The sequence below is a fragment of the Amycolatopsis sp. NPDC006125 genome (assembly GCF_040614195.1).
In the GTDB taxonomy this organism is placed as follows: Bacteria; Actinomycetota; Actinomycetes; order Mycobacteriales; family Pseudonocardiaceae; genus Amycolatopsis_E; species Amycolatopsis_E tucumanensis.
On the sequence record NZ_JBEXTZ010000033.1, the window covers coordinates 31,576 to 58,092 of the forward strand.

Here is a 26,517-nt window from a genome sequence, read left to right on the forward strand (position 1 = left end):
CACGGTACCTTTCGGGTGACGGGCTACTCCGCTCGGCCGATGAACTTGTGGTGAACGCGGTTCACGAAGTGATTCTCCTTACGCCGCAGGCGTTCCCTGGCGCCACACACGCCACGTCAAGGGCACCCCTGGGCGATATGCGAGGTGTGTCCGGGATGGCGCGTCGAGCACGTGCAGATCCGCCCGCGCGCCCGGGCGGAGTACGCCGACATCGGTCCGGCGCAGGGCCTTCGCGCCGCCGAGGGTCGCCGCGCGTACTGCCTCCGCCACGGACATGCCCATCTGCAGGACAGCGGTCGCCACGCAGAAGCCCATCGACGTGGTGTACGAACTGCCCGGATTCGCGTTGGTGGCCAACGCCACCGTCACTCCCGCGTCGAGCAGCCTGCGGGCAGGCGCGAGCGGTTGACGGGTGGACAGGTCGCAGGCGGGCAGCAGGGTCGCGACGGTGTCCGACGACGCGAGCGCCTCGACGTCCGAGTCGGACAAATGGGAGCAATGGTCGACGCTGGCCGCACCCATCCGGACCGCGAGCCGCACGCCCGGCCCAGGGCCGAGCTGGTTGCCGTGCACCCGCAGGCCGAGGCCGTGCCGCGCGGCGGCGCGCAGGACCCGCTCCGACTGGGCCTCGTCGAACGCGCCCGTCTCGCAGAACACGTCCACCCAGCGCACCGAGCCCGCCACGGAGTCCAGCATCTCCCCGCAGACAAGATCCACATAGGACTCCGCGTCGGCGCCGGGGGGGCACCAGGTGGGCGCCGAGGAAGGTGACCTCGTCGGCGGCCGCGGCGGCGATGCGGGCGGCGCGGACCTCGTCGGCCACGGTCAGCCCGTAGCCGGTCTTGGTCTCCAGGCAGGTCGTGCCCTGGCGCACGGCCTCGGACACGTGCCGCCGCAGGTTGGCGGTCAGTTCCGCGTCGGTCGCCGCGCGGGTCGCGTCCACCGTGACCGCGATGCCGCCCGCGGAGTACGGCTGACCGGCCATCCTGGCCTCGAACTCGGCGGTGCGGTCGCCGGCGAACACGAGGTGCGTGTGGCTGTCGACCCAGCCGGGCAACGCGGCGCGGCCCTCGACGTCGATCCGCTCGTCGGCATCCGGCGCGGCCGCGGCGGGGCCGACCCAGGCGATGACGGGCCCGTCGAAGACGATCGCGGCGCCGGTGAGCGTGCCGAGTTCGTCGTCGTTCGTGGTCAGCTCGCCGATGCCGGTGATCAGGACTGCCACAGCGCCGCCACCTCCTCGGCGAGCACCGCCGCCGGGCGGTCGACCAGCTGGTGCGCCCGGTCCCGCACGATCCACCGGCCGCCGACCAGGACGTCCGTCACATCGGCGGCCGAGGCGGCGAAGACGGCGCCCGCCGGCTCCGTTCCCGCCGTGCGGACCGAGTCCAGCGCGACCACGACCAGGTCGGCGGGCTCCCCCACGGCCAGCCGTCCGCCGTCACGCCCGAGGGCGGAGTGGCGGGTGCCCGCGGCCACCAGTTCCGCGACGCCGAAGCGCCCGCGCTCCTCCGACGTGAGCCGTTCGTGCAGTTCGAGTGCCCGCAGCTCCTCGAACGGGTCGATCACGGCCTGGCTGTCGCTGCCGAGGCTCAGCCGCACGCCCGCGTCCGCCAGGCGCCGCGCCTCGCCGATGCCGTCGCCGAGGTCGCGTTCCGTGGTCGGGCAGAAGCAGACCTGCGACAGCAGTCCGATGTCCGTGTCCGTCAGATGGGTGCCGTGCACCGCGACGGTGTGCGAGCCCAGGACGCCGGCGCGGTCGAGCAGTTCGGCCGGCGTGCAGCCGTGGTGCGCGCGGCAGTCCGCGTTCTCCGCGCGTTGCTCCGACAGGTGGACGTGCAACGGGCCGTCCCAGTCGGCGAAGAACGGCAGCTGCTCGGCTGGGACGGCCCGTACGGAGTGCACGGCCGCCGCCACCAGCGCCGAGTCCGGCTTCAGCGCGGCCACGCGGGTTGCCCAGCCGTCGACGTCCCCGTCGCCGAACCGCAGTTGCACGCCCGACAGCTCGCGCCCGAAGCCGCCGGTGAGGTAGCAGGCGTCCAGCAAGGTGAGCCGGATGCCCGCGTCCTCGGCCGCCTGGACCAGGGCGTGGCCCATCGCGTTCGGGTCGGCGTAGCGCCGCCCGCCCGGCGCGTGGTGCAGGTAGTGGAATTCGCCGACGGCCGTGTACCCGGCAAGCGCCATCTCGGCGTAGACGCCGCGGGCGAGCCGGTAGTAGGAGTCCGGGTCGAGCCGCTCGGCCAGGGCGTACATCCGCTCGCGCCAGGTCCAGAACGTGCCGCGGTCGTGGTGCGTCCGGCCACGCAACGCCCGGTGGAACGCGTGCGAGTGCCCGTTGGCGAAACCGGGTAGCACGAGTCCGGGCAGGATGTTTCCCTCGCGTGGCGCGCCGGGGCTGACCTCGGTGAAGACACCGTCGGCGATCTGCAGGCGCACCGCGGAAGCGATGCCGTCCGGCAGCCAGGCACGTTCGGCCCACAAGGTCGTCATGTCGACAAGGCCTCCAGTACCCGGGTGAGCGCGACCACGCCCTCCTCGACGTCGGCGTCCTCGGCGAACTCCTCCGGCGCGTGGCTGATCCCGGTCGGGTTGCGCACGTAGAGCATGGCGGTCGGCGCGTGCGCGGCGAGGATCGCGGCGTCGTGCCCCGCGCCGGTGGGCAGTTCGGGCGCGTTCAGCAGGCCGGTCAGGCGGTCGCGCAGCGCGGTGTCGAACGTGACGGTGCCGCCGTAGGACTCTTCGATGACGGTGACCGCGCACCCTTCCGCGGCCGCGGCCCGCTGTGCCGCCTCGGTCAGCTCCGCCACCACTTCGCGGCTGTTCCCCCGTGCGTCCAGCCACAGGTCCACGGTGGACGGGATGACGTTCGTCCCGCCCGGGTGCGGCACGAGTCGGCCCACTGTCGCCCGAACGTCCATTGTGGACGCGATTTTACGGGCCGCGAGCACGGTTTCCGCCGCCGGCAACATCGGGTCCCGGCGATCGCGCAGAATTGTCGTACCCGCGTGGTTCCCTTGTCCGGTGAACGAGAACCGCCACCGCCCGTGTTCCAGGACCGTGCTGCCGACGCCCACCGGCACGTCCAGCGCCCGCCCCTGCTCGACGTGCAGTTCGACGAACGTGCCGATGCGCCCGAGTGCGATGTCGTCACGCCCGAAGTGCCGCGGATCCACGCCCGCGCTCGCGGCAGCCTCGGCGAGTGTCGTCCCGTCCGGATCGCGCAGGGCCCGTGCCCGGTCCGGGTCGAGGGCGCCGGTCAGCAGCCGTGAACCGAGGCAGGGCACGCCGAACCGGCCGCCCTCCTCCTCGGCGAAGACGACCACCGCGAAGGGGCGTGCGGGGCGAAACCCGTTGTCCTGCAACCGGGAGACGGCCGCGAGCGCGCTGACCACGCCGAGCGGTCCGTCGAAGGCGCCGCCGCCGGGCACCGAGTCGAGGTGGCTGCCGGTCACCAGCGCGTCCGGTCCCGGCGCACCCCACCACGCCCACAGGTTCCCGTTGCGGTCGGTCTCGACGTCCAGGCCGCGTCGCCCGGCCTGCTCCCGGAACCACTCCCGCATCTCGGTCTCGGCGCGGTCGAACCCGTGGCGGGCGTATCCGCCGCCGGGGGCGCGGCCGACATCCGCGAGATCGTCGAGCAGGCTCACGCCTCCTCCCGCATCGGCACGCGCACGCCACGGTCCCGCGCCACCTCGGCCGCCCTCTCGTACCCGGCGTCGACATGCCGGATCACACCCATGCCGGGGTCGTTGGTCAGCACCCGTTCGATCTTCTGCGCGGCCAGCGAAGTGCCGTCGGCCACGCACACCTGCCCCGCGTGGATCGAACGGCCCATGCCGACGCCCCCGCCGTGGTGCAACGACACCCAGCTGGCGCCGGAGGCGGTGTTGACCAACGCGTTGAGCAGTGGCCAGTCGGCGATGGCGTCCGAGCCGTCGGCCATCGCCTCGGTCTCGCGGTACGGGGAGGCCACGCTGCCGGCGTCGAGGTGGTCGCGGCCGATCACCACCGGCGCGCTCAGCTCACCGGAGGCCACCATCTCGTTGAACCGCAGCCCGGCGAGGTGCCGTTCGCCGTAGCCGAGCCAGCAGATGCGCGACGGAAGCCCTTGGTACGCCACGCGTTCCCCGGCCAGCCGGATCCACCGCGTGAGGGTCTCGTTGTCCCCGAACAGGTCGAGGACGGCGCGGTCGGTCGCGGCGATGTCGGCCGGGTCGCCGGAGAGCGCGGCCCAGCGGAACGGTCCCTTGCCCTCACAGAACAACGGACGGATGTAGGCGGGCACGAAACCCGGGTAGTCGAAGGCCCGCTCGCAACCGCCGAGTTTCGCCTCACCACGTAAGGAGTTGCCGTAGTCGAACACTTCAGCACCGGCGTCCAGGAAACCGAGCATCGCGCCCACGTGCTCGGCCATCGACTCGCGGGAGCGGTCGGTGAACTCGTCGGGCTTCGCGGACGCGTAGTCGTGCCAGTCGGCGACGTCGACGCCCCTCGGCAGGTAGGCGAGGGGGTCGTGCGCGGAGGTCTGGTCGGTCACGATGTCCGCCTCGAGCCCGCGGCGCAGCAGCTCGGGCAGCACCTCGGCGGCGTTGCCGATCACGCCGACCGACACGGCCTCGCCGGCCTTCTTCGCCTCGGTGACCCGGCGCACCGCGTCGTCCACATCGGACGCGAGCTCGTCGAGGTACCGGGTCTCCAGGCGGCGGCGGGCTCGGGCCGCGTCGCATTCGACGACCAGCGCGGCGCCACCGTTCATGGTGATCGCGAGCGGTTGCGCGCCGCCCATGCCGCCCAGCCCGGCGGTCACGGTGAGCGTGCCGCGCAGCGTGCCGCCGAACCGTTTCTCCGCCACGGCGGCGAACGTTTCGTAGGTGCCCTGCAGGATGCCCTGCGTGCCGATGTAGATCCAGGACCCGGCGGTCATCTGCCCGTACATCGTCAGGCCGAGCTTCTCCAGCCGCCGGAACTCGGGCCAGGTCGCCCAGTCCCCGACCAGGTTCGAGTTCGCGATCAGCACGCGAGGGGCCCACTCGTGCGTGCGGAACACGCCCACCGGCTTGCCGGACTGCACCAGCAGGGTCTCGTCCTGCTCGAGCCCGGTGAGGCAGCGGGTGATCGCGTCGAAGCTCGCCCAGTCGCGGGCGGCCTTGCCGGTGCCGCCGTAGACGACCAGGTCCTGCGGGCGCTCGGCGACCTCGGGGTCGAGGTTGTTGTGCAGCATCCGCAGCGCGGCTTCGGTCTGCCAGTTCTTGGCCGTCCGCGTGGTTCCGCGGGCGGCCCGGACGGTGCGGCTCATGCTTCCTCCAGTGCGGTGAGGGCGGCTCCCGAACGGACGAGTTCCTCGGCTGCCGCGATTTCCGGGGCGAGGTGGCGGTCCGGTCCCGGCGGGGCGACGCGTTCCCGGAGCAGGTCGCGCACCGCGGCGGTGACCGGCGCGGGGCGCAGGGGCGCGCGGAAGTCGAGCGCGCGGGCGGCGGTCAGCAGTTCGATCGCCAGCACCGAGGTCAGCCCGTCGACCGCGCGGCGCAGTTTCCGCGCCGCTGACCAGCCCATCGAGACGTGGTCCTCCTGCATGGCGCTGCTGGGGATCGAATCGACCGACGCCGGGACGGCCAGCCGCTTCAGCTCGCTCACGATCGCGGCCTGCGTGTACTGGGCGATCATGTGGCCGGAGTCGACACCCGGGTCGTCGGCGAGGAACGCGGGCAGACCGTGCGAGCGCGACACGTCGAGCATCCGGTCGGTGCGGCGCTCGGCGATGCTCGCGACGTCGGCGAGCGGGATGGCGAGGAAGTCCAGCACGTAGGCCAGCGGCGCGCCGTGGAAGTTGCCGTTCGACTCGACCCGGCCGTCGGCGAGGACGACCGGGTTGTCGATGGCGGCGGCGAGTTCCCGGTCGGCGACCAGTTCGGCGTGCGCGACGGTGTCCCTGGCCGCTCCGTGGACCTGGGGCGCGCAGCGCAGCGAGTAGGCGTCCTGCACGCGGGTGCACTCCGGTCCGCGATGGCTGGCGACGATCTCCGAATCCGCGAGCGCGGCGAACATCCGGCGCGCGGAGCGGGCCTGCCCGGGGTGCGGGCGCAGCTCCTGCAGGTCGGCCGCGAACGCCCGGTCGGTGCCGAGGAGTGCCTCGACGCTCATCGCGGCCGTGAGGTCGGAGGTGTCGAGCAGGCGGTTCAGGTCGTCCAGGGCGAGGACGAGCATGCCGAGCATCCCGTCGGTGCCGTTGGTGAGGGCCAGTCCCTCCTTCTCGGCGAGGGTCACGGGCGCGATCCCGGCCTCGGCGAGGGCCTGCGCGGCGGGACGGCCGTCGAGCACCTCGCCCTCGCCCATCATCGCCAGTGCGACGGCCGCGAGCGGCGCGAGGTCGCCCGAGCAGCCGAGCGAGCCGTACTCGTGGACGACCGGGACGATGCCGGCGTTGAGCATCGCGGCCAGCGCGTCCGCGGTCGCCGGGCGGACGCCGGTGTGCCCGGAGGCGAGGGTGCGCAGGCGCAGCAGCATGAGGGCGCGCACGACCTCCGCCTCGACGGCGGGGCCGGTGCCGGCGGCGTGCGAGCGGATCAGGGAGCGTTGCAGGGCGGTGCGGCGGTCGGGCGGGATGTGCCGGATCGCGAGCGCGCCGAAGCCGGTGGAGATGCCGTAGGTCGGCTGGTCGGCGTCGGCGAGGGCGTCGATGTGGCGGCGGGTCTCGCCGAGGGTCTTGCGGACCTCGTCGGTGAGCTCGACCTTGGCGCCGTGCCGCGCGACGGCGACGACCTGCTGCCGGTCGAGTGGTCCGGAGTCCAACCGCACTGTGCTCATGCCGTCATTGCACTCCGCCGCGGGGGTGGCCGGTGGTCCCCGCGGGGTGGTTGTGTCTGGTATCCCAGACAGATGACGGATGTCCCCGCTCTGCGCCGTGGTCTGGCGGTGTTGCGGGTCCTGGCGGCGCGGCCGGGGCCGATCTCGGCCGCCGCGATCGCGCGGGAGCTGGACCTGCCGCGGTCGACGACGTACCACCTGCTGGCGGAGCTGGAGGCCGCGGGTTTCGTGGTGCACCTGGCGGCCGAGCGCCGGTACGGGCTGGGGATCGCCGCGTTCGAGCTGGGTTCGGCGTACCTGCGGCACGACCCGCTGGAGCGGCTGGCGGCGCCGTTGTTGCGGAAACTGGCCGATCGGGTGGGGCACACCGCGCAGCTGGGGGTGCTGCACGGGAACGAGCTGCTGTACCTGGTGAAGGAAAGGCCGTCCGCGCCGGAGACGCTGGTGACCGATGTGGGTGTCCGGTTGCCGGCGCACCTGCCGGCGAGCGGCCTGGTGTTGCTGGCTCACCTGCCGCACGCGCACGTCCGGGCGCTGTACCCGCGCTCGTTCGTCACGCGGACCGGCCGGGGCCCGACGTCGCCCGCCGAACTGCGGCAGGCGCTGGCCGCGGTGCGGTCACGCGGCTGGGCGGTGGAGGACGGCCAGGTGACGGCCGATTTCGCCTCGGTGGCGCACGCGGTGTTCGACCACAACGGGCGCCCGCTGGCGTCCGTGGCGGTGACGTTCCGGCACGTCTGTGAAACCGGGTGCACGCGAACCTGGCCCGACCTGGCCCAGGAAGCCGCCGCGACAGCAGCCGCACTGACGCGCCAGGTAGGCGGCAAACCCCCACCCACCTGACACCGCGCGCCTCAACAGGCGACGCTTCTCACCAGACCCAATCCCAATTTCGGAACGCCCAACGCACCCACAGCGAAGCGCCCCTGGCGAAGCCAGCAGCGAAGCGCCCCAACCACCACCGGAACTCACCCACCCGACGCAACCACGGCAGATGGGGGTCCAGGGGGCGAAGCCCTCCTGGCGGGGGCCTGGGGGTTCGACCCCCAGAGAAAACGACGAAGGCCGAGGCCTGCGAGCGTTCTCCGCGAGCAGACCTCGGCCTTCGGCCGAGTGGAGGTGCCGGGAATTGAACCCGGGTCCTCTGGCGCCTTGCCTAGGCTTCTCCGTGCGCAGTTCGCTGTGCCTCTACTCGGCCCCACCGGTCACGCGAACAAGCCGGTGTGACGGGCCCAGCCGCTGTGGTTTTCCCTTCCGGTCCCCGCGGCCGGGTCCGGAAGGTGAGCCTCCTAGCTGATGCCGGCTACCGGGACGGAGGCGCTCCCGGGCCGACAGACTCGCACTCGCTCAGGCAGCGAGGGCGAAGTCGCGCTGACTATTAGTCTTGGCGCTTATTTGGTTACGACGACGCTTAACGGTGGTCTCTCGCCTGCACCGGCACGCTTCCCTTGACTCAACGTCCAGAGTCGAAACCGTTCACCCCCTTGATGGTGTTCCGTTACCAGCATAACGCCCCCGGCAACCGGGTTTGTTCCGCACCGGTGGGGTTGTCCCTACCCCGGTGACGCCCGCGCGCCCCATGGCTCACCAGCGGGAACCTCGCGATGCTGGTCCCGTGTTGCAGAGAGAGGAACGGATCATGGGGCCGACGTATTCCGCGCTGGACGGCACGCGGCCGCGCCCTCCGGTGCTCGGCGCGCTGGGGTACCTGCTGTGCAACCTGCCGCTGGGTGTGGCCGGATTCGCGTTGATGGTGACGTTGTTCACGGTCGGCCTGGGCACCGCGATCGTGTGGGTGGGGCTGCCGGTGCTGGCCGCCGGGGTGTTGATCGCCCGCGCGGCCGGCCGGTTCGAGCGCGCCAGGGTGTACCGGATGCTGGGCGCCTACATCGTGACGCCGTACAAGCCGCTGCCGGAGTTCGGACTGAAGGCTCGCTGGCGTGCGCGGCTGACCGACGGCGCGACCTGGCGGGACGTCCTCTACCTGGTGCTGCTGCTGCCGCTCGGGATCGCCGAGTTCACGACCGTGGTCGCCTTCTGGTCGGTCGGGCTCGCGGCGACGACGTTGCCGTTCTACTGCACCTACCTGCCTGGTGGCGCCTACTTCTTCCCGGCCTTCGACGAGCGCTGGATAGTGGTGGATTCGCCGGTCGACGCGCTGCCGTGGGCCGCGCTGGGGTTGATCGTCCTGGCGTGCGCGATCGCGCTGACCCGCGGCATGGGCACGGCTCACGCGCTGTTCGCCCGGGCCATGCTCGGTCCGGGGCCGCGGGCCCGCAGGCTCGTCGAATCGGACACCGAGCGCCCTGGTGCGGTGGCATGATGAGCGTCGTGGCCGGTGAGCACGGGCCGATCGAGCAGCCGCGTCCGGGGGCCGCCAAGTCGATCGCGTACATGATCTCCTCCTTCGCGTTGCGCCTGGTCCAGTTCGTGCTGGTCGTGACGCTCAGCCTGGTGGGGATCGCGACGACGGTGATCTGGGTCGGCATCCCGATCCTCTTGTGGACCACGAGCATGGTGCGTGGTTTCGGTGACCTGGAGCGCCGCTGGGTGCGCCGGATGCTGGGCACTCCCCTGCCGCCCGCCGACCGCGCGCCGGTCGAGGGCGGGGTGCTGCGCCGGTGGCGGATGCGCCTGGTGGACAGCACGACGTGGCGGGACCTCGCCTACCTGCTGATCGCGTTCCCGCTGAGCGTGGTCGAGTTCGCGGTCGGCCTCGCGTCGATCGTGCTGGTGCCGATGGCGATCTGGGTCGCGCCGTGGATCGGCTGGGTGCACGGTTCGCTGGCCATCGCGCTGCTGGGACCGAACCGCGCGGAACGGCTGCGCGTGAAGGCGCAGCAGCTGCAGGCCTCGCGGGCGCGCGGGGTGGACGCCGCCGAGGCCGAGCGCCGCCGGATCGAGCGGGACCTGCACGACGGTGCGCAGCAGCGGCTGGTCGCGGTCGCATTGAACCTGGGCCGGGTCAAGAACAAGCTGGACAAGGAACCGGACGCGGTCCGCGCGCTGATCGAGGAGGCGCACACCGACGCCAAGCTCGCGGTGTCGGAGCTGCGGGACCTCGCCCGCGGCATCTACCCGGCGGTGCTCGGCGACCGCGGCCTCGACGCGGCGTTGTCCGCGCTGGCGGCCAAGACGCCGATCCCGGTGGAGGTCTCGGTCGACATCGAGCCGCGCCCGCCGGCCGCGGTGGAGACCACCGCGTACTTCATCGCCGGGGAGACGCTCACCAACGTCGCCAAGCATTCCGGCGCGACGGAAGCGCAGGTCAAGGCCTGGCGCACGAACGACAAGGTGATCATCGAGATCACCGACAACGGGCACGGCGGCGCGGAGGTGCGCCCCGGCGGCGGGCTGGCCGGGCTGGCCGACCGGGCCGCCACCATCGACGGCGTGATGACGGTGGTGAGCCCCGAGGGTGGGCCGACGGTGGTGCGAGCCGACCTGCCGTGTACCTGGTGACCCGGTTCGTGAGTGAATAGGGCGAATTCACTCACGAACTGGGGGTTGGCGGAATGCGTGTGGTGATCGCCGAGGACGCGGTCCTGCTGCGTGCCGGGGTCGAGCGGTTGCTCGCCGACGAGGGAATCGAGACGGTCGCCGCGGTCGACCGCGGCGACGAGCTGGTCGGCGCGGTCACCGAGCACCGGCCGGACCTGGCGATCGTCGACGTCCGGATGCCGCCGACGTTCACCGACGAGGGCTTGCGCGCCGCGCTGGCGGCGCGCGAGGCGGTGCCGGGCCTGCCGGTGCTGGTGCTTTCGCAGTACGTCGAGGAGAGCTACGCGGTCGAGCTGCTGTCCGGCGGGGCAGGCGGCGTCGGCTACCTGCTGAAGGAACGCGTGGCCGACGTGGCCGACTTCCTCGACGCGGTCCGCCGTGTCGCACGGGGCGGCACGGCCATCGATCCGGAGGTGATCGCGCAGGTCATGGCCCGTGGACGGAAGAACCCGCTGGACGCGCTGACGGCGCGGGAGTCCGAGGTGCTCGGGCTGATGGCGCAGGGCCTGTCCAACTCCGCGATCGCCGCGTCGCTGGTCGTCTCGCACGGCGCCGTGGAGAAGCACATCGGCAACATCTTCGCCAAGCTCGGGCTGGAGGCCAGCGCGGAGGAGCACCGCCGGGTCCGCGCGGTCCTCACCTACCTCGGCCGCCCCTAGCTGTTGTGACTGGTGAGGTCGTGGACGGCGTGTCGGGTTGATTGTGGGGAGGGCCTCCGGGCGGAGTGGGTGCTGCGACGCATCCACTACCAGCCCTGGAGGTCCTCGATGGGTCACGCTAACGCACGGACCACGGTGTATGCCCGGCAGTTGATCGTGCAGCGTTGTCAGGCGGGGTGGCCGCCGGCGCGGATCGCTGAACAGCTCGGAGTGGCCCGTTCCACGGGGGTCACAACAACTAGCGCGTCCAGGGCGGCACGATCGTGGCGCCGCCCACCGTTCCGACCATTCCGGCCGACGTGCAGACCGTGGCCCGCGCCGGCTCCGTGCCGGGGTTGTCCAGCCGGAACAGGGTGTCCGGGGGCACGATCACCGCGTCGCCGGGGGCGAGCCGGTGGACTTCGCCGCCGAGCGTCAGTTCGAGCACCCCGGACTGCAGCACGAACACCTCCTCGCGGCTCACCGAGTGCTCCTCGCCGGTCAGCTCCGGCTCGAGCTCCAGCAGCCAGACCGCCAGCTCGGCGGACCCGCGGCTGGGCACGGCCAGCGGGCGGAACACCGCACCGCCGCGCTCGAACCGGGGCGCCTCCGCCAACGTCGCGACAGGCATTTCCGACCTCCAAGTAGTCAAGCAGGTTTACCAGTTTTAAGGTAAAGCAGCTTGACCATCTAGTCAAGGAGCTTGACCATGACCGCTGGCGACATGCCGGGACTGCTCGCGCTGACCTTCCGCGCGCTGATGGACGAGATCCACGAGCACCTCGCCGCCGAGGGGTTCGACGACGTCCGCCCGGCGCACGGCTTCGTGTTCCACTTCCTGTCGCACCGCCCCGCCACGGCCGTCGAGCTCGGCGAGCACCTCGGCGTCACCAAGCAGGCCGCCGTGCAGCTCGTCGACGAACTGATCACCCGCGGGTACGTCGAACGCCGGCCGCACCCGACCGACCGGCGCAGCAGGCTGGTCGTCCTGACGCCGCGCGGCCGTCGGTGCGTCGACCGGGTGGTGGCGCACTCGCGGGCAGCCGAAGAACGGTGGGTGCACCTGATCGGCGCCGGCGATTTCGCCCGGATGCACCAAGGGTTGTCGGCGTTCGCGGACGATATGGCGCGACACCGGAGGGTCACCGTCCGTCCGGTGTGGTGAATCGCTCCTCACCCGTTCTGACGGCGGCGCCCGGTCCACCGCTCACCTACCATGGGCGGACGTTGACATCGTTTCCCCGCACGAGGAGGGCCCCATGACCGAAGAGAACGTCCGGTTCTTCGGTGGCCCACTCGACGGCCGGGTCCAGACGCTCGACGACCCGGTGAGCGGCACGGTCATGCGGCACGTCCACCTGCACGAGGGCCCCAAGATCGAGACCTTCTACCAGCTCGGGTTCTCCCCGGAGGCCGGTTGGGAGTACCGGCTCTGCGGCCTGCCCGCCTCCGAGGTCGACGAGGCTCGCGAGCTGTAGGTAGGGCGGACCCCACCACGGTCCTGCACCTGTCCCCCGCCCGAAGACGGCGGTCTGCCCGGCTGTGCCCGGCACCCGTTCCGACCAGGCTGAACGCATGCGAACAAGCCTGCGGCAGGCCCCGGCGGGAGCCCGCGACACCTTCCTCGACGTGGTCCGCGCGACCGCGATCCTCGCCGTCATCGGGCAGCACTGGCTGATGCCCGTGCTCAGCTACGACCACGGCCGTCTCGCGACCGGCAACGCCTTGACCACCCCGGGCTGGTGGGCGCTGACCTGGCTGTCCCAGGTCATGCCGATGGTCTTCTTCGCCGGTGGCGCGGCCAACCTGATGTCGCTGCGCCGCGCCGCGTCCACGCGCGACTGGCTGTCCACGCGGCTCAAGCGCCTGCTGGTCCCGGTCCTGCCGCTGTTCGCGGTGTGGCTGCTGGCGCCGGACCTGCTGCGCGACCTCGGCGCGCCGGAGCAGCCGGTGCAGATCGCCGGCGCGATCGCCGGGCAGCTGCTGTGGTTCCTCGCCGTCTACCTGATCACCGTGGCCGCGACGCCGCTCATGCTGGCCGCGCACCGCCGCTGGGGACTGCGTGTGCCGCTGGTGCTCACCGGGCTCGCGGTGATCGTCGACTTCGGACGGTTCGAGGTGTTCGGCCCGCTCGGTTACGCCAACGCGGTGTTCGTCTGGCTCGCGGTGCACCAGCTCGGCTTCTCCTATGCCGAGGGCAGGCTCGGCACGCTGACCCGTCGTGGCGCGGCCGCGCTCGCCGTGGCCGGGTTCGGGGTCACCGCGCTGGCCGTCGCGTTCGGCCCGTACCCGGCGAGCATGATCGGCATGCCGGGCGCGCCGGTGTCCAACATGAGCCCGCCGACCGCGGTGCTGATGAGCCTCGCCGTCGGGCAGGCCGGGTTCTGGCTGGCGCTCAAGCCCACGCTGGCCACGCTCGCCGAGCGCCCCGCCGTCGCCGCCGTGCTGCGCTGGAGCGGGCCGCGGTTCATGAGCATGTACCTGTGGCACATGCCCGCGCTGGTCGTCGTCGCCGGAATCGCCGTGCTGGGCTTCGGTTACGCCACACCGGAACCCGGCAGCGTGGACTGGTTCGCCGTCGCCCCGCTGTGGGTCGGCGCGGCGGGAGTCGTGCTGGCCGGTCTGCTGAAGGCGTTCGGGCGCTTCGAAACCCGGCCCAGCCCCGCGGGCGGCGTCCCGGCCGGACAGCTCGCCGCCGCTGCCGTGCTCGCGTCCGCCGGGCTGCTCGGCCTGGCCGCGAAGGGGTTCACCACGCCGCTGGACGCCGGGATGCTCGCCGGTCCCGTGCCGTGGGTGGCGCTGGTGCTGGCCGGGCTGCTGCTGGCGGGGAAGCCGGTGCGGGTCGCCGTCAGAGGTTGAGCAGCTTCGCCGGGGTGTCGTGCAGGACGGCCCGCAGGAAGTCGTCCCCGAGGCGGTCGTCGGCAGCCCAGCCGGCGACCGCCCGCAGCTGTGTGGCGTAGGAGTAGGGGATGTTCGGGAAGTCGGTGCCGAGCACGACCCGGTCGGCGATGTCCGCCAGCCGGCTCGTCCAGTCCGGCGGCAGCGGCATCAGCGCCTCGGTGAACGGGACGCCGACCATCGTGGTGTCCAGGTGCACGCGCGGGTACCGCTCGACCAGCGCGAGCGCCTCGGCGTACTCGGGCATCCCCGCGTGCGCGAGCACCGCGGTCAGCCGCGGGTGCCGGGCGAGCACCTCGCCGAACACGTCGAGCCCGGTGTGCGGGCCGCGCTCGGGCCCGTGCCCGGCGTGCACGACGACGGGCACCCCGGCCTCGGCGAGCGCACCCCACGCGGGGTCGAGCAGCTCGTCCCGCGGGTCGTAGGCGCCGACCTGGACGTGCGCCTTGAAGCAGCGGGCGCCGGCCTGCAGCGCCTCGACGACGTAGGTGGCCGCCGACGGTTCCGGGTAGAGCGTCGCGGTGGGCACCGCGGCCGGGACGCGTTCGGCGAACTCGCGCAGCCAGCCGTTGAGCCACTCGGCCATGCCGGGCTTGTGCGGGTAGGCCAGCGGCGCGTACCGCAGCACCCCGAACGATTCGAGCAACGCGACCCGCTCGTCCTCGGCCACCCGGTACTGGATGGGCCACTCGTAGCCCGTGCGCTCACCGATCCGGTCGAAGTAGGCCCAGACCTTGACGAGCATCCGTTCCGGCAGGAAGTGCAGGTGCAGGTCGACGAGACCGTCCAGGCCGAGGCCGCGCACCCAGTCCCGGATGTCCTCGTCGCGCTCCGGCCCCACCTAGCGGCGGCCCTTCAACGCCCTGCCCACGGCGCGGCTGATCTCGCGCTGGGCGTCGCGCTTGGCCAGGTCCTGGCGCTTGTCGTAGGCCTTCTTGCCCTTGGCGAGGGCGAGCTCGACCTTGACCTTGCCGTCCTTGAAGTACATGGACAGCGGGACGAGCGAGAGCCCGCCCTCCTTGGTCTTGCCGATCAGCTTCTCGATCTCGCCGCGGTGCAGCAGCAGCTTCCGCTTGCGCCGCGACTCGTGGTTGGTCCACGTGCCGTGCTCGTACTCGGGGATGTGGAGGTTGCGCAGCCACACCTCACCGTCGTCGACCGTGGCGAACGCGTCGACCAGCGAGGCGCGGCCCGCGCGCAGGCTCTTCACCTCGGTGCCCACCAGCGCGATCCCGGCCTCATAGGTGTCCAGCACCGCGTAGTCGTGCCGCGCGCGGCGGTTCGACGCGATCACCTTGGAGCCTCGTTCTTTGGGCATAGTTCCAGGTTATCCCACACGTCCCGGCTGGAGCACGGCGTTAATGCCGCACGTAGAGCCGCAGCGTCAGGTACCCGGTGGTGGCCGAGATGATGATCGACGCGAGCAGCAGCCACGGCGCCACCACGATCACGTCGAGCACCTGGATGTTCGGGATGATGCCGCCGGTGACGGACAGGATGCGGTCGATGAACGCGAACTTCGCAGCGATCAGGCCGCCGACCGCGATCGCCCAGCCGATGACGCCGGTGACCACCGCTTCCAGGAGGAACGGCAGCTGTGTGTACCAGCGGGTGGCGCCGACGAGCCGCATGATGCCGACCTCGGTGCGCCGCGTGAACGCGGAGATCTGCACCGTGTTGGAGATCAGCAGCAGCGCGGCGAGTGCCTGGATGAGCGCGATGACGAAGGTGCCGTCGCGGACGCCGCCGAGCACGCCGAAGAACCGGTCGAGGAACTGCTTCTGGTCGTCGACGCGGGACACGCCGGGCCGGGTGCCGTACTCCTGGGTGATGACGTCGCTGCGGCTCGGGTCCTTGAGCTTGACCTGCAGCGATGCGGGCAGCGCCTCGGGGCGGGCGGACTGCACCAGGATCGGGTTGTCCTGGAAGAGCTTCTTGAACCGCTCGTAGGCCTGGTCGCGGTTTTCGAACACGACGGAGTCGACGGCCGGGTTGCTGTTCAGGTCGGCCAGCAGCCCGCGGCACGGGTCCTGGGTGCAGGTCTTGTCGTTGGCGCTGACGTCCTGGGTCAGGTAGAGCGAGACCTCGACGTCGGCCATGTAGTTGACCTGCATCTTGTCGATGGTCCGCACGATCAGCAGGCCGCCGCCGAGCATGCCGAGCGAGATGGCCGTGGTGATGATCATCGCGATGGTCATCGTGATGTTGCGGCGCAGGCCGGTGAAGACCTCGCTGAACACGAAACTGGCACGCATCGGGGGGTGGTTCCTCAGGTCGGGGGCAGGCGGGGGGTTCGGGGTGACTCAGCGGCCGACGCCGTACACGCCCCGGGCGTCGTCGCGGATCACCTTGCCGAGCTGGAGCTCGACGACCCGGCGCCGCATGGAGTCCACGATGGAGTGGTCGTGGGTGGCCATCAGGACGGTGGTGCCGGTGCGGTTGATCCGCTCCAGCAGCAGCATGATGTCCTGGCTGGTGTCGGGGTCGAGGTTCCCGGTGGGCTCGTCGGCCAGCAGCACGAGCGGCCGGTTCACGAACGCGCGGGCGATCGCCACCCGCTGCTGCTCACCACCGGAGAGCTCGTGGGGCATGCGGTCGGCCTTCCCTTCCAGCCCGACCAGCTCGAGGACCTCCGGCACCACCTTCTTGATGGTGTGCTTCGGCTTGCCGATGACCTCGAGCGCGAACGCGACGTTCTCCGCGACGGTCTTGTTGCCGAGCAGGCGGAAGTCCTGGAAGACGCACCCGATGGTCTGCCGCAGGCGGGGGACCCTGCGGCGGGCCATCTTGGCCACGTCGAAGTTGGACACGAAGACCCGGCCCTTGGTGGGGACCTCCTCGCGCAGGAGGAGGCGCAGGAACGTCGACTTGCCGGACCCGGAGGGCCCGATCAGGAAGACGAACTCGCCCTTGTCCACGTCGACCGACACGTTCTCGAGTGCGGGACGCGTCGACGTCTTGTAGACCTTGGAGACACTGTCGAGCCGAATCACGGTGGGCAATCCTACCCATGGGCGTCGTTAAGCCCGGGTTGGCCTATTGCCTCCGGCGCGGCGGTTACGCAGCGTTGGCCTGCTTGCGCCAGCGGATACCGGCCTCCAGGAAGTCGTCGATCTCCCCGTCGAGCACGGAGCTGGGGTTACCCACCTCGTGCTCGGTGCGGAGGTCCTTGACCATCTGGTACGGGTGCAGAACGTAGTTGCGCATCTGGTTGCCCCAGCTGCTGCCGGAGTCCTTGAGCGCGTCGAGCTCGGCCCGTTCCTCCTCCTTCTTCTTGAGGAGGAGCTTGGCCTGGAGGACCTTGAGCGCGGCGGCCTTGTTCTGCAGCTGCGACTTCTCGTTCTGGCAGGAGACGACGATGCCGGTGGGCAGGTGGGTGATGCGCACCGCGGAGTCGGTGGTGTTGACGCTCTGCCCGCCGGGGCCCGAGGAGCGGAACACGTCGACCCGGATGTCCTTCTCCGGGATCTCGACGTGGTCGACCTCCTCGACCTCGGGCAGCACCTCGACGTGGGCGAACGACGTCTGGCGGCGGCCCTGGTTGTCGAACGGGGAGATCCGGACGAGCCGGTGGGTGCCCTGTTCGACGGAGAGCGTGCCGTAGATGTAGGGCGCGGCGACCTTGAAGGTGGCCGACTTGATGCCGGCCTCTTCGGCGTAGGAGATGTCGTAGACGTCGGTCGGGTAGCCGTGGCGCTCGGCCCAGCGCAGGTACATGCGCAGGAGCATCTCGGCCCAGTCGGCCGCGTCGACGCCGCCGGCTTCCGCGCGGATGGTGACCACCGCGTTGCGGTCGTCGTACTCGCCGGAGAGCAGGGTGCGGACCTCGAGGGCGTCCACTTCCTTCGCGAGGCGGGTCAGCTCGCCTTCGGCCTCGGCCTTGCTGGCGTTGTCGCCCTCGGCCTCGGCGAGCTCGTGGAGCACCTCGAGGTCGTCGAGCCGCTGGCGCAGGTCGGTGACCCGGCGCAGCTCGGCCTGCCGGTGGGACAGCTGACTGGTGACCTTCTGCGCGGCCTCCGGGTCGTCCCACAGGTTGGGGTTGGACGCCTGCTCTTCCAGGTCAGCCACCTGGGCACGCAGGGCGTCGAGGTCCATGACGGACTCGACCTGCGTCAGCTTGCCGGCGAGGTCCTTCAGGTCGGCTGCGAAGTCACCACTCACAACCTTCAAGGTTACGGCACGGGGCGCGGCCGGTTACGGGAACCGGCCGCTTGGGGCCCCGTGGCCGCTCAGGCGTCCGGGATCGCGTCGATCAGCTTCAGCGCCGCGCGGGCGTGCGCCTGGCCGAATTCGGCGATGGCCTTGGTGTAGGGGTCGCCCGCTGCCTTGACGGCGGCCCTGGCCTCGTCCAGGTCCTCCTGGTAGCTGGCCCTGGCCGTCTCGATGAGGCCGGCGCGCTGCTTCGCGGTGAGCGAGGCGGCGTGCACGAGGCGCAGGATCAGGGGGCTGCGGAGGTGGTCGGGGCCGGCGTCGGAGGTCAGCCAGGCCTTGAAGGCCTTCTTCCCGGCGGCGGTGATCACGTACTGCTGGCTGGAGCGCGGACCTTGCTTGCCGAGCCGGACGAGCCCTTCCTTGGCGAGGGCGGGCAGCTCACGGTAGACCTGGCTGCGGGTGACGCTGAAGAACGTCCCGAACCGCTCCTCCGCCGCCGCAACCAGCTGCCCCCCGGTGGCCGGGCCGTCCTGGAGCAGGCCGAGCAATGCCGCTGCTGTTGCATTGAGTTCAGACACCCCTACAAGGTGCCACTTTTCCGCCGATCTGTCCACAGTGGTCACGGTCAATGTCCACAAAGGTCATTACCTTCCCCCGTCCGGCCCAATCGGGGGTGCCCCAAGCGCACGAAAAAGGCCCGGTCCGTGAAGACCGGGCCTTTTCCCTGGTAGCGGGGACAGGATTTGAACCTGCGACCTCTGGGTTATGAGCCCAGCGAGCTACCGAGCTGCTCCACCCCGCGCTGTAAGACCCACTATACACACCCCACCCTGACCCCCAAACCTGGCCCCCCAGTCCACACGAGACACCCCCAGCCCCCTGGCGTCCGCGCCCAACCCCAGCTGACCCATTGCCCCAGCGCCGCCAGGCGCGAAGGGCAAACCCGGCCCTGCCCCACCCAACCGAACGTCCCCACAGATCCGGCACCGCGCGGGGGCTGCATTGGGCTCGCCCCACTCACCGGGACGTCCCCACCCAATCCGGCACCGCGGGGGGTGCAGGGGGCTCGCCCCCTGCCGGGGGCCTGGGGGTCCGACCCCCAGAAGACACAACGAAGAGAGGCCCCCGATCCGCGCTTTCCGCGGATACAGGGGCCCCTGCCTCTCGTAGCGGGGACAGGATTTGAACCTGCGACCTCTGGGTTATGAGCCCAGCGAGCTACCGAGCTGCTCCACCCCGCGTTGTGAGAATGAGTTTACGCCTCGGTTGCGGGGGTGTGCACACCGGGTGCCGGAAGCAGCTCCGGCACCCGGTGGGGTGGTCATCCGCCCGGCTGGGGAGGCGCCGAGGTCGTCTGGGCGGCCTTGGCGTTCTCGTAGGCGCGGGCGGCGGCGTCGAGCGCGGCGAGGGCCTCGCCCTGTGCGGCGAAGTTGCCGCTCTGCTGGGCCTGCCGGAGCCGTTCGAGCGCCGACTGGATGTCGGCGACGGCCTGGTCGAGGGCCGGGCTGCTGCCGGTGCCGCCGGTGGCCGGCGGGTTCGTCGGCGTGGTGCTCGGTGTCGGCGTGTTGGTCGTCGGTTGTTGCTGGGTCGGCGAGGTCGCCGCCTGGCCTGCCTGGTCGCCGAAGACCTGTTTCAGCGCGTCGGCCAGCGTGGACGCGAACCCGACCTTGGACCCGTAGGACACCAGCACGCGGGCGAGCTGCGGGTAGCTGTTCTGGTTGCGTTGCTGGATGTAGACGGGTTCGACGTAGAGGAACCCGCCACCGACCGGCAGGGTGATCAGGTTGCCGAAGATCACCGTGACGCTCTGGTTGCTGAACAGGGTCCGTTCCTGGGCGAACCGGGAGTCGCTCTGGAACCTGTTCTGGACCTGGACGGGGCCGTCGACCTGGCTGTTGCCCGCCGCTGTGGTGGGTAGCCGCAGGACCTTGATGGCGCCGTAGTCGTCCGGGTCGGAGGACACGGTCATCCAGGCCGCGAGGTACTGCCGTTGCAGGGCGGTGAGCGGGCTGGTCAGCTGGAACGTCGTGCCGCTCTGCCCCGGCGCCTGCGCCAGCACGTAGTAGCCGGGCTGGTTGGCCAGGCCGGAGGCGTCCAGGTTGGTGCCGCCCTCCTGGGTCGGGTCCTGGGGCACGTTCCAGAAGGTGTTGGTCGTGTAGAACTCCTGCGGGTCGGTGACGTGGTACTTCGTCAGGAGTTCGCGCTGGACCTTGAACAGGTCCTCCGGGTACCGGAAGTGCGACCGCAGCTCGGGGCTGACCTCGCTGCCCGGCTTGACCAGGCCCGGGAAGACCTGCTCCCAGGCCTTGAGGACCGGGTCCTTGTCGTCGACCGAGTAGAGGGTGACGGTGCCGTTGAACGCGTCGACGGTCGCCTTCACCGAGTTGCGGATGTAGTTGATGTTGTTGTTGGCCTGGCGGGCGACGCCGGCGAGGGTGTCCTCGGTGGCGGCGCCGAGCGGCGTCTGCTGGGAGTACGGGTAGTTGTTCAGCGTGGTGTAGCCGTCGACGATCCAGACGATCTTGCCGTCGACCACCGCCGGGTAAGGGTCGCCGTCGACGGTGAGCCACGGCGCGACCTTGCTGACGCGCTGGCGCGGGTCGCGGTTGTACATGATCTTCGAGCCGTCGCTGATGGCGTCGGAGAAGAGGATGTTCCGCTCGCCGTACTTGGCCGCGAAGGCGAGGCGGTTGAACCAGTTGCCGAGGTTCACGCCGCCGGTGCCGTCGTAGCGGTAGTTGCTGCTGCTGGCGCTGTCGTACTCGCCGGGCGCCCGGCCTTCCTGGCCGCCGACGATGGCGTAGTCGTTGGTCAGCTCGCCGTAGTAGATCCGCGGCTCGGTGACCGCGATGCCCGGCGCGGTGGGGTTGGCCGGGTTGATGCCGGCGCCGGTCGGGTTCTGCGTGTCGCTGGTGACCGCGATCGGGTAACCGCCGTCGCTGTTGGCGCTGCTCACCGCACGGTCGATCGTGTTGGCCGGAGCCGCCACGAACCCGTTGCCGTGCGTGTAGACCATGTGCTTGTTGATCCAGTTGGTCTGGTTGCCGGTGAGGTTGGCGGTGTTGATCTCACGGGCGGCGACCACGTAGTCCTGCAGCCTGCCGTCGATCTCGTAGCGGTCGATGTCGAGCTTCTGCGGGAAGCCGTAGAAGTTCTCGCGGCCGACCCGCTGGGTGAAGGTGGGCGCCAGCACGTTCGGGTCGAGCAGGCGGATGTTGGGCACGGTCGTGGTGTCCGCGCTGATCTCCGACGCGGTGGCCTGCCCGGTGCCGGTGTAGTCCTCGTACTGGACGTTGTTGAGCCCGAACGCGGACTTCGTCGCCTCCATGTTGCGACTGATGGAAAGCGCTTCCTTCTGGTTGGCGTTCGGCTTGACCGAGAACTGCTCGAGGATCGCCGGCCAGGCGACGCCGACCAGCACGCCGGACAGGATCAGCAGCACCAGCGCGATCGCGGGCAGCTGGATGTTGCGCAGGAACGCGCCCGCGAAGAACGCCACGGCGCAGATCGCGGAGATGCACAGCAGGATCAGCTTCGCGGGCAGCACCGCGTTCAGGTCGGTGTAGGTGGCGCCGTAGAACAGCGGGGCGTTGCGGTCGGAGAACAGCAGGTTGTAGCGGTCGAAGTAGTACTCGACGGCCTTCAGCAGCACGAACAGGCCCGCGGTGACGGCGAGCTGGACGCGGGCCGAGCCGGCGAGCTGGCCGCCGCGGCCGGCGAGCCGGATGCCGCCGAACAGGTACTGCGCGATGAGCGCGCCGATGAACGAGATCGTCACCGCGACGAACAGCCAGCCGAGCAGCCACTGGTAGAAGGGCAGCGTGAAGGCGTAGAAGCCGATGTCGTTGCCGAACTCGGGGTCGGTCTGGCCGAAGCTCGTGCCGTGCAGGAACAGCTGGATGCGCTGCCAGTCGCCCTCGCCGGTCGCGCCCGCGATGAGGCCGGTGACCAGCGGGATGCCGATGCCGAACAGCCGGATGCGGCCGACCACGGCCGAGCGGTAGCGGGCCAGCGGGTCGTCGGCGCCGGAGACCGGGACGAACACCGGCCGCGTGCGGTAGGCGATCCACAGGCTGAGCGCGAGCGAGCCGCCGACCAGCAGCCCGATCGCGAAGAACAACACGATGCGGGTGACGACCATCGTGTTGAAGACCTGGCGGGCTTCGACCTCGCCGAACCACAGCCAGTCGACGTAGGTGTCCAACAGGCGCGCGCCGAGTAGCAGCGCCAGGACGATCACCGCGGCGATGATCAGCAGTACCCGGCTGCGACGGGACAGTTTCGGCAGGCTCACTGGGGGCCGACTGGCCACTGCGCACGCTCCTGTTGTCTTGGTCCGCTGGCGGGGCGACCCGTAATGCAGGACACCCCTGAACCCCTAACTGTAGGAGGGCCGCCGCGGGTTCCCCGACCGGCCCGAATCGGACACGTCCGGCGGGCACCTGACACGATGAGGAGATGGCATCGGAAGTCAACCCCGCCACCGGTCCGGCCATCGCGGCGCTGGCCCGTGAGGTGGAGGAGTTCGTGGCCGCCGCCGGGTGGGACCAGGCTCCTCAGCTGTTCGCGCTGGTCCCGACCGCGTCGCTGCTGCGCGAGCAGCCGGAGCTGGCCGGGCAGCTCGACCCGTCGAGCGCGCTGACCCCGGTGGCGCAGGAGCCGCTGCCCGAGGGTGACCTGGCGGAGGCGCTGGGGCGGATCGCCTGGCCGGACGTCGTGCTCGGCTGCGCGCTGGCCCAGGAGATCATCGTGCTGCCCCCGAGCGCCGAGTCGGAGCTGTCCGACTCAGGCGACGCGGAGCGACTGCGGCAGGCCGCGGCGGACCACCCCGACCGGACGGAGGCGCGCCTGGTGGCGGCCGTGCTGAGGGACGGCCCAGGAGCCTGCGTCATGCGGCTGCGGGGCTACACGAAGGCGGAGGACGCCGAGCCCACCGACGAGATCGTCGAGCACCCTGACTTGGCGCCCAACCTGCTGGAAGCGCTTCGGGCCACGCTGGCCCCCTGACCTCGGCGCCCGGCCGCGTGGGGCCGCGCTCCACACCGGGTGTCTTGAGTCCCTCCACCCGGTGCGACGAGCCCTTCGCTCCCGCACCGGTCCCCACGCGAGGCGCCCACGGACAACCGCGCGAATCCGGGCGGTCCCGCAGCGAGTCCCACCACTCGGTGCCCACGGACAACCGCCCGGGTCCGCGCGCTCCCCACTCAGCGCCACATGCCCACGCCGTGCCCCATGGCTGGCGTCCGAGCCGCACCCACGGCCACGCCGCGGCCCACACCGAGCGCACCCGAGCCGCACACCCACCGCCTAGCACCCTCAGCTCGGCGCCGGGTCCCCACGCTCGACGCCCAAGCACGCGTCCCGGCACTCCCACTCGGAGCCGCGGCCTTCACACCCCCGGCGCGGGTCAGCAGGACGGCGTGGGCTGCCCCGCCTTGAGCGCGTCCAGCGCCGAGAGCGCGCTGTTCAGGTCGGTCACCTTGACCAGCTTCAGCCCGTCCGGCGCCGCGGCGGAGGCCTCCGCGCAGTTGGCCTCGGGCGTGAGGAACACGGTGGCGCCTGCCTCGCGCGCGGCGACGACCTTGAACGAGATCCCGCCAATCGGCCCGACCTGCCCCTTCTCGGTGATCTCCCCCGTGCCTGCGATGTGCTCGCCTGCCACCATCTCGCCCGGGGTGAGCCGGTCGACGATCGCCAGCGCGAACATCAGGCCGGCCGAGGGGCCGCCGACGTCCTGCAGCGAGATCTTCACGTCGAAGGGCACGTCGGCCCGGTCGATGGGCTGCAGGCCCATGAACCCCTGCTTCTTGGACGGGTCCGGGTTCGCGGCGAGCGTGATCTGTTCGGTGCGGGGAGGCTCGGTGCCGTGCTGGAACGTGATCGGCACGGTCTGGCCCGGGGTGGTGTCGGCGAGCGCCGCGGTGACGTCGTCCTCGTTGGTGATGGTGCGGCCGTTGACCGACAGCAGCCGGTCGCCCGCGGCGAGGACCCGGCTGGCCGGGGTGTTGTCGACGATCGTCTGGGCGAGCACCTTGACCGGGAAGCCGAGGTGGCGCAGCGCGGCGACCTCGGCGTTGCTCTGCGAGTCCTGGAACTGCTGGACGTTCTCCTGCTGGACCTGCTCGTCGCTCTCGCCGGGGCGGAAGTACTCTTCGCGCGGCGCGAGCGCGTACCGGCCGCTGACCCACAGGCCGAGCGCGCCGAACAGGCTGATCTCGTCGTTGAGCGAGACGGTGGTCATGCGCAGCTCGCCCGCGGTCGGGTAGGTCTGCTGCCCGTCGATCTCGACCACCTGGACGCCGTTGACCTGGCCGAGCGTGTCGTAGGTCGGGCCGGGGCCGATCGCCACGTAGGGCACCTGGACGAACGCGCCGATGAGCCCGAACACCACGATGAGGACACCGCTGGTCACGACGGTCCAGCCGCGCCGGGTCATGCCGGCGCGCTCGCGGGGCCGCGTCGCGCGGTGCCCGTTGCGGGCCTGGTCGCCGTCGTCGGGCTTGGTGCCGGTCGCGGCGCCGGGAGCAGTGCTGTCGTCGCGGGACTCGCTCACGGCCCACAGCGTACGGTGACCGGCCCGCACGCTCGATCACCAGGCCTTGATCGCGCCGAGCGAAATCGGACACCTCTGGCGGGGTCACGGCTGCTCCGGCCGCGTACGGTGGGGGTATGAGCAATCTCCCGTTCGGCTTCGGGCCCCCGGATCCCGACAAGCCCGGTGACAACGGGCCGTCGGAGGGCGGCCAGCAGCCCGGCGCCGACGCGTTCAACCAGCTCGGCCAGATGCTGAGCCAGCTCGGGCAGATGCTGAGCCAGGCCGGCAGTTCGTCGGGCCCGGTGAACTACGACCTCGCCAAACAGATCGCACTGCAGAAGCTCAGCGGAAGCGCCGGCGGCACGATGGGTTTCGCCTCGAGCGGCGACGCCGACAGCGCCGTGCGGGACGCCGGGCACCTCGCGGAGCTGTGGCTCGACGCGGCGACGATCCTGCCCGCGGGCGCGTCGGTGACCGCGGCGTGGTCCCCGCGCGACTGGGTGCAGAAGACGCTGCCGACGTGGCAGCGCCTGTGCGACCCGGTGGCCCAGCAGGTGTCGGGCGCGTGGGTGGAGGCGCTCCCCGCCGAGGCGAAGCAGGCCGCCGGTCCGCTGCTGTCGATGGTCGGCCAGATGGGCGGCATGGCGTTCGGCTCGCAGCTGGGCAACGCGCTCGCGCAGCTCGCGTCGGAGGTGCTGACCTCGACCGAGGTGGGTCTGCCGCTGGGTCCGGAGGGGACGTCGGCGCTGCTGCCCGCGAACATCGAGAAGTTCACCGAGGGGCTGGAGCTGCCGAGCAGCGAGGTCCTGGTGTTCCTGGCCGCACGGGAGGCGGCGCACCAGCGCCTGTTCTCGCACGTGCCGTGGCTGCGGCAGCGCCTGCTGGCGACGGTCGAGGAGTTCGCGCACGGCATCAAGGTCGACACTTCGGCGCTGGAGCAGCTGGCCGGCCAGGTCGACCCGTCGAACCCGGCGAGCATCGAGGAGGCGTTGTCTTCGGGGCTGCTGGAGCCCCAGACGACGCCCGAGCAGCAGGCGGCGCTGAACCGGTTGGAGACGCTGCTCGCCCTGGTGGAGGGCTGGGTGGACGTGGTGGTCGCCGACGCGGTCGGCGACCGGCTCCCGGGGGCCGACGCCCTGCGTGAGACGCTGCGCCGCCGCCGCGCGACGGGCGGCCCGGCCGAGCAGACGTTCGCGACGCTGGTCGGGCTCGAGCTGCGGCCCCGGCGGATGCGGGCGGCGTCCGCGCTGTGGAAGCTCGTGGGCGACCGGCACGGCGCCGAGAAGCGGGACGGCCTGTGGTCGCACCCGGACCTGATGCCGTCGGCTGAGGACCTGGACGACCCGCTGGAGTTCGCCGAGCGGCTGGGCAAGCCGGGCGAGCTGGACGACCCGATGGCCGAGCTGGAGCGCACCAAGCCGGAGGACAAGGGCGACCCCGGCAAGGACGACGAGCCCGGCAACTGACCCCCGCGGTCACACAACCGAGCCGGCTGGGGCGCGGCGGCAAGCCCCGCCCCAGCCGTGCTTGGCTGCGGCCTCCGGCGCTCGCAACCAGCGCCGATTGAGGCCACCGCCGATCGGGGCCACCGCCGATCGGGGCCACCGCCGATCGGGGTCGGCGCCGATCGGGGTCGGCGCTGCCACCATCGCCGCGCAGCCCATCGCACTCATCAACGCCCAGACCCGTCGCATTCGCGGCCACAGCCGGGAAGAGGCACGACGCCGCCACCATCGTGGAACCGGCCGCACTGCCCCGTCGCAACGCCCACTGACGGTCCTGCTCGTGCCCGGTCTTCCCCACCTTGCGCCTCGCAAGCTCCAACCCCACCACGGCGGACGCCCCCACCGCCGCGACGCTCACGGTCCTGCTCGCGCCCGGTCCTCCCCACCCTGCGCCTCGCAAGCTCCAACCCCACCACGGCGGACGCCCCCACCGCCGCGACGCTCACGGTCCTGCTCGCGCCCGGTCCTCCCCACCCTGCGCCTC

General features: G+C 71.4%; 22 protein-coding genes, 2 tRNA genes, 1 other RNA gene and 2 pseudogenes. 10 read left to right on the plus strand and 17 right to left on the minus strand.

Features of this window, described 5'->3' with window-relative positions; all coding sequences use genetic code 11:
• Positions 1-78 precede the first annotated feature (78 nt).
• From hutI to hutH, 5 genes and pseudogenes are all read right to left on the minus strand, one after another.
• Positions 79-1,225: pseudogene (hutI, locus tag ABZ193_RS18715) on the minus strand (imidazolonepropionase).
• Positions 1,213-2,490, minus strand: coding sequence for a formimidoylglutamate deiminase (locus tag ABZ193_RS18720; protein ID WP_020417614.1), 1,278 nt, complete (start codon positions 2,488-2,490; stop codon positions 1,213-1,215). Before ABZ193_RS18720 ends, hutI begins: the two are co-directional and overlap by 13 nt.
• Complete coding sequence (locus tag ABZ193_RS18725) at positions 2,487-3,647, minus strand: allantoate amidohydrolase (protein WP_020417613.1); 1,161 nt, start codon at positions 3,645-3,647, stop codon at positions 2,487-2,489. Before ABZ193_RS18725 ends, ABZ193_RS18720 begins: the two co-directional genes overlap by 4 nt.
• Entirely contained in the window at positions 3,644-5,296 is a 1,653-nt protein-coding gene (hutU, locus tag ABZ193_RS18730; RefSeq protein WP_237337550.1) for a urocanate hydratase, read from the minus strand. Before hutU ends, ABZ193_RS18725 begins: the two co-directional genes overlap by 4 nt.
• Positions 5,293-6,804, minus strand: coding sequence for a histidine ammonia-lyase (hutH, locus tag ABZ193_RS18735; protein WP_237337549.1), 1,512 nt, complete (start codon positions 6,802-6,804; stop codon positions 5,293-5,295). Before hutH ends, hutU begins: the two co-directional genes overlap by 4 nt.
• Before the next feature lie 72 nt (positions 6,805-6,876).
• On the opposite strand from hutH, the gene ABZ193_RS18740 reads away from it, so the two are divergent.
• On the plus strand, positions 6,877-7,647 hold the full coding sequence (locus ABZ193_RS18740; protein ID WP_237337548.1) for an IclR family transcriptional regulator: 771 nt from the start codon (positions 6,877-6,879) through the stop codon (positions 7,645-7,647).
• 268 nt (positions 7,648-7,915) lie between these two features.
• On the opposite strand, the gene ssrA is transcribed toward ABZ193_RS18740, so the two are convergent.
• Positions 7,916-8,288: a transfer-messenger RNA gene (gene ssrA, locus ABZ193_RS18745) on the minus strand.
• A gap of 155 nt (positions 8,289-8,443) precedes the next feature.
• Here ssrA and ABZ193_RS18750 point away from each other — a divergent pair.
• From ABZ193_RS18750 to ABZ193_RS18765, 4 genes and pseudogenes are all read left to right on the plus strand, one after another.
• Positions 8,444-9,127, plus strand: coding sequence for a sensor domain-containing protein (locus ABZ193_RS18750; protein ID WP_237337547.1), 684 nt, complete (start codon positions 8,444-8,446; stop codon positions 9,125-9,127).
• Positions 9,127-10,266: a sensor histidine kinase gene (locus ABZ193_RS18755; RefSeq protein ID WP_237337627.1), complete on the plus strand. Its 1,140-nt coding sequence runs from the start codon at positions 9,127-9,129 to the stop codon at positions 10,264-10,266. Before ABZ193_RS18750 ends, ABZ193_RS18755 begins: the two co-directional genes overlap by 1 nt.
• Before the next feature lie 53 nt (positions 10,267-10,319).
• A complete protein-coding gene (locus ABZ193_RS18760) occupies positions 10,320-10,964 on the plus strand; it encodes a response regulator transcription factor (protein ID WP_020417607.1) in 645 nt (214 codons plus the stop codon).
• A 108-nt stretch (positions 10,965-11,072) separates the two neighbouring features.
• Positions 11,073-11,177: pseudogene (locus ABZ193_RS18765) on the plus strand (IS481 family transposase); the annotation flags it as partial.
• Between the two features lie 25 nt (positions 11,178-11,202).
• On the opposite strand, the gene ABZ193_RS18770 reads toward ABZ193_RS18765, so the two are convergent.
• Positions 11,203-11,574, minus strand: a complete 372-nt coding sequence (locus tag ABZ193_RS18770) for a cupin domain-containing protein (RefSeq protein WP_237337546.1) — start codon at positions 11,572-11,574, stop codon at positions 11,203-11,205.
• 78 nt (positions 11,575-11,652) lie between these two features.
• Between ABZ193_RS18770 and ABZ193_RS18775 the strand changes: the two genes are divergently transcribed.
• The 3 genes from ABZ193_RS18775 to ABZ193_RS18785 all read left to right on the plus strand — a co-directional run bounded on the left by ABZ193_RS18775 (position 11,653) and on the right by ABZ193_RS18785 (position 13,802).
• Positions 11,653-12,108 carry a MarR family winged helix-turn-helix transcriptional regulator gene (locus ABZ193_RS18775; RefSeq protein ID WP_237337545.1) on the plus strand — a complete coding sequence of 152 codons (456 nt, stop codon included), beginning with the start codon at positions 11,653-11,655 and terminating at the stop codon, positions 12,106-12,108.
• Positions 12,109-12,202: 94 nt separating this feature from the next.
• Positions 12,203-12,421, plus strand: a complete 219-nt coding sequence (locus ABZ193_RS18780; RefSeq protein WP_020417604.1) for a hypothetical protein — start codon at positions 12,203-12,205, stop codon at positions 12,419-12,421.
• Positions 12,422-12,518: 97 nt separating this feature from the next.
• On the plus strand, positions 12,519-13,802 hold the full coding sequence (locus ABZ193_RS18785) for an acyltransferase (RefSeq protein WP_354710804.1): 1,284 nt from the start codon (positions 12,519-12,521) through the stop codon (positions 13,800-13,802).
• Here the strand turns inward: ABZ193_RS18785 and ABZ193_RS18790 are convergent.
• The 9 genes from ABZ193_RS18790 to ABZ193_RS18830 form a co-directional block, all read right to left on the minus strand.
• On the minus strand, positions 13,792-14,682 hold the full coding sequence (locus tag ABZ193_RS18790; RefSeq protein ID WP_020417602.1) for an amidohydrolase family protein: 891 nt from the start codon (positions 14,680-14,682) through the stop codon (positions 13,792-13,794). The genes ABZ193_RS18785 and ABZ193_RS18790 overlap by 11 nt on opposite strands.
• On the minus strand, positions 14,683-15,159 hold the full coding sequence (smpB, locus tag ABZ193_RS18795; RefSeq protein ID WP_026153846.1) for an SsrA-binding protein SmpB: 477 nt from the start codon (positions 15,157-15,159) through the stop codon (positions 14,683-14,685).
• A 40-nt stretch (positions 15,160-15,199) separates the two neighbouring features.
• Positions 15,200-16,096 carry a permease-like cell division protein FtsX gene (gene ftsX, locus ABZ193_RS18800; RefSeq protein ID WP_017987099.1) on the minus strand — a complete coding sequence of 299 codons (897 nt, stop codon included), beginning with the start codon at positions 16,094-16,096 and terminating at the stop codon, positions 15,200-15,202.
• 48 nt (positions 16,097-16,144) lie between these two features.
• Positions 16,145-16,834: a cell division ATP-binding protein FtsE gene (gene ftsE / locus ABZ193_RS18805; protein WP_017987098.1), complete on the minus strand. Its 690-nt coding sequence runs from the start codon at positions 16,832-16,834 to the stop codon at positions 16,145-16,147.
• A 64-nt stretch (positions 16,835-16,898) separates the two neighbouring features.
• The gene (prfB, locus tag ABZ193_RS18810) at positions 16,899-18,002 is read right to left on the minus strand and encodes a peptide chain release factor 2 (protein WP_020417601.1); all 1,104 of its coding nucleotides are present in this window, start codon (positions 18,000-18,002) and stop codon (positions 16,899-16,901) included.
• Between the two features lie 68 nt (positions 18,003-18,070).
• On the minus strand, positions 18,071-18,571 hold the full coding sequence (locus ABZ193_RS18815) for a PadR family transcriptional regulator (RefSeq protein WP_027935800.1): 501 nt from the start codon (positions 18,569-18,571) through the stop codon (positions 18,071-18,073).
• 147 nt (positions 18,572-18,718) lie between these two features.
• Positions 18,719-18,795, minus strand: a tRNA-Met gene (locus tag ABZ193_RS18820).
• A 365-nt stretch (positions 18,796-19,160) separates the two neighbouring features.
• A tRNA-Met gene (locus ABZ193_RS18825) sits at positions 19,161-19,234 on the minus strand.
• A gap of 80 nt (positions 19,235-19,314) precedes the next feature.
• A complete protein-coding gene (locus ABZ193_RS18830; protein WP_020417599.1) occupies positions 19,315-22,287 on the minus strand; it encodes a UPF0182 family protein in 2,973 nt (990 codons plus the stop codon).
• 164 nt (positions 22,288-22,451) lie between these two features.
• Here ABZ193_RS18830 and ABZ193_RS18835 point away from each other — a divergent pair, with 164 nt between their 5' ends.
• The gene (locus tag ABZ193_RS18835) at positions 22,452-23,000 is read left to right on the plus strand and encodes a PPA1309 family protein (protein ID WP_237337544.1); all 549 of its coding nucleotides are present in this window, start codon (positions 22,452-22,454) and stop codon (positions 22,998-23,000) included.
• Positions 23,001-23,400: 400 nt separating this feature from the next.
• Here ABZ193_RS18835 and ABZ193_RS18840 read toward each other — a convergent pair whose 3' ends face one another.
• Complete coding sequence (locus ABZ193_RS18840; RefSeq protein ID WP_237337543.1) at positions 23,401-24,546, minus strand: PDZ domain-containing protein; 1,146 nt, start codon at positions 24,544-24,546, stop codon at positions 23,401-23,403.
• Between the two features lie 116 nt (positions 24,547-24,662).
• On the opposite strand from ABZ193_RS18840, the gene ABZ193_RS18845 reads away from it, so the two are divergent.
• The gene (locus ABZ193_RS18845; protein WP_237337542.1) at positions 24,663-25,994 is read left to right on the plus strand and encodes a zinc-dependent metalloprotease; all 1,332 of its coding nucleotides are present in this window, start codon (positions 24,663-24,665) and stop codon (positions 25,992-25,994) included.
• The last annotated feature ends 523 nt before the right edge of the window (positions 25,995-26,517 follow it).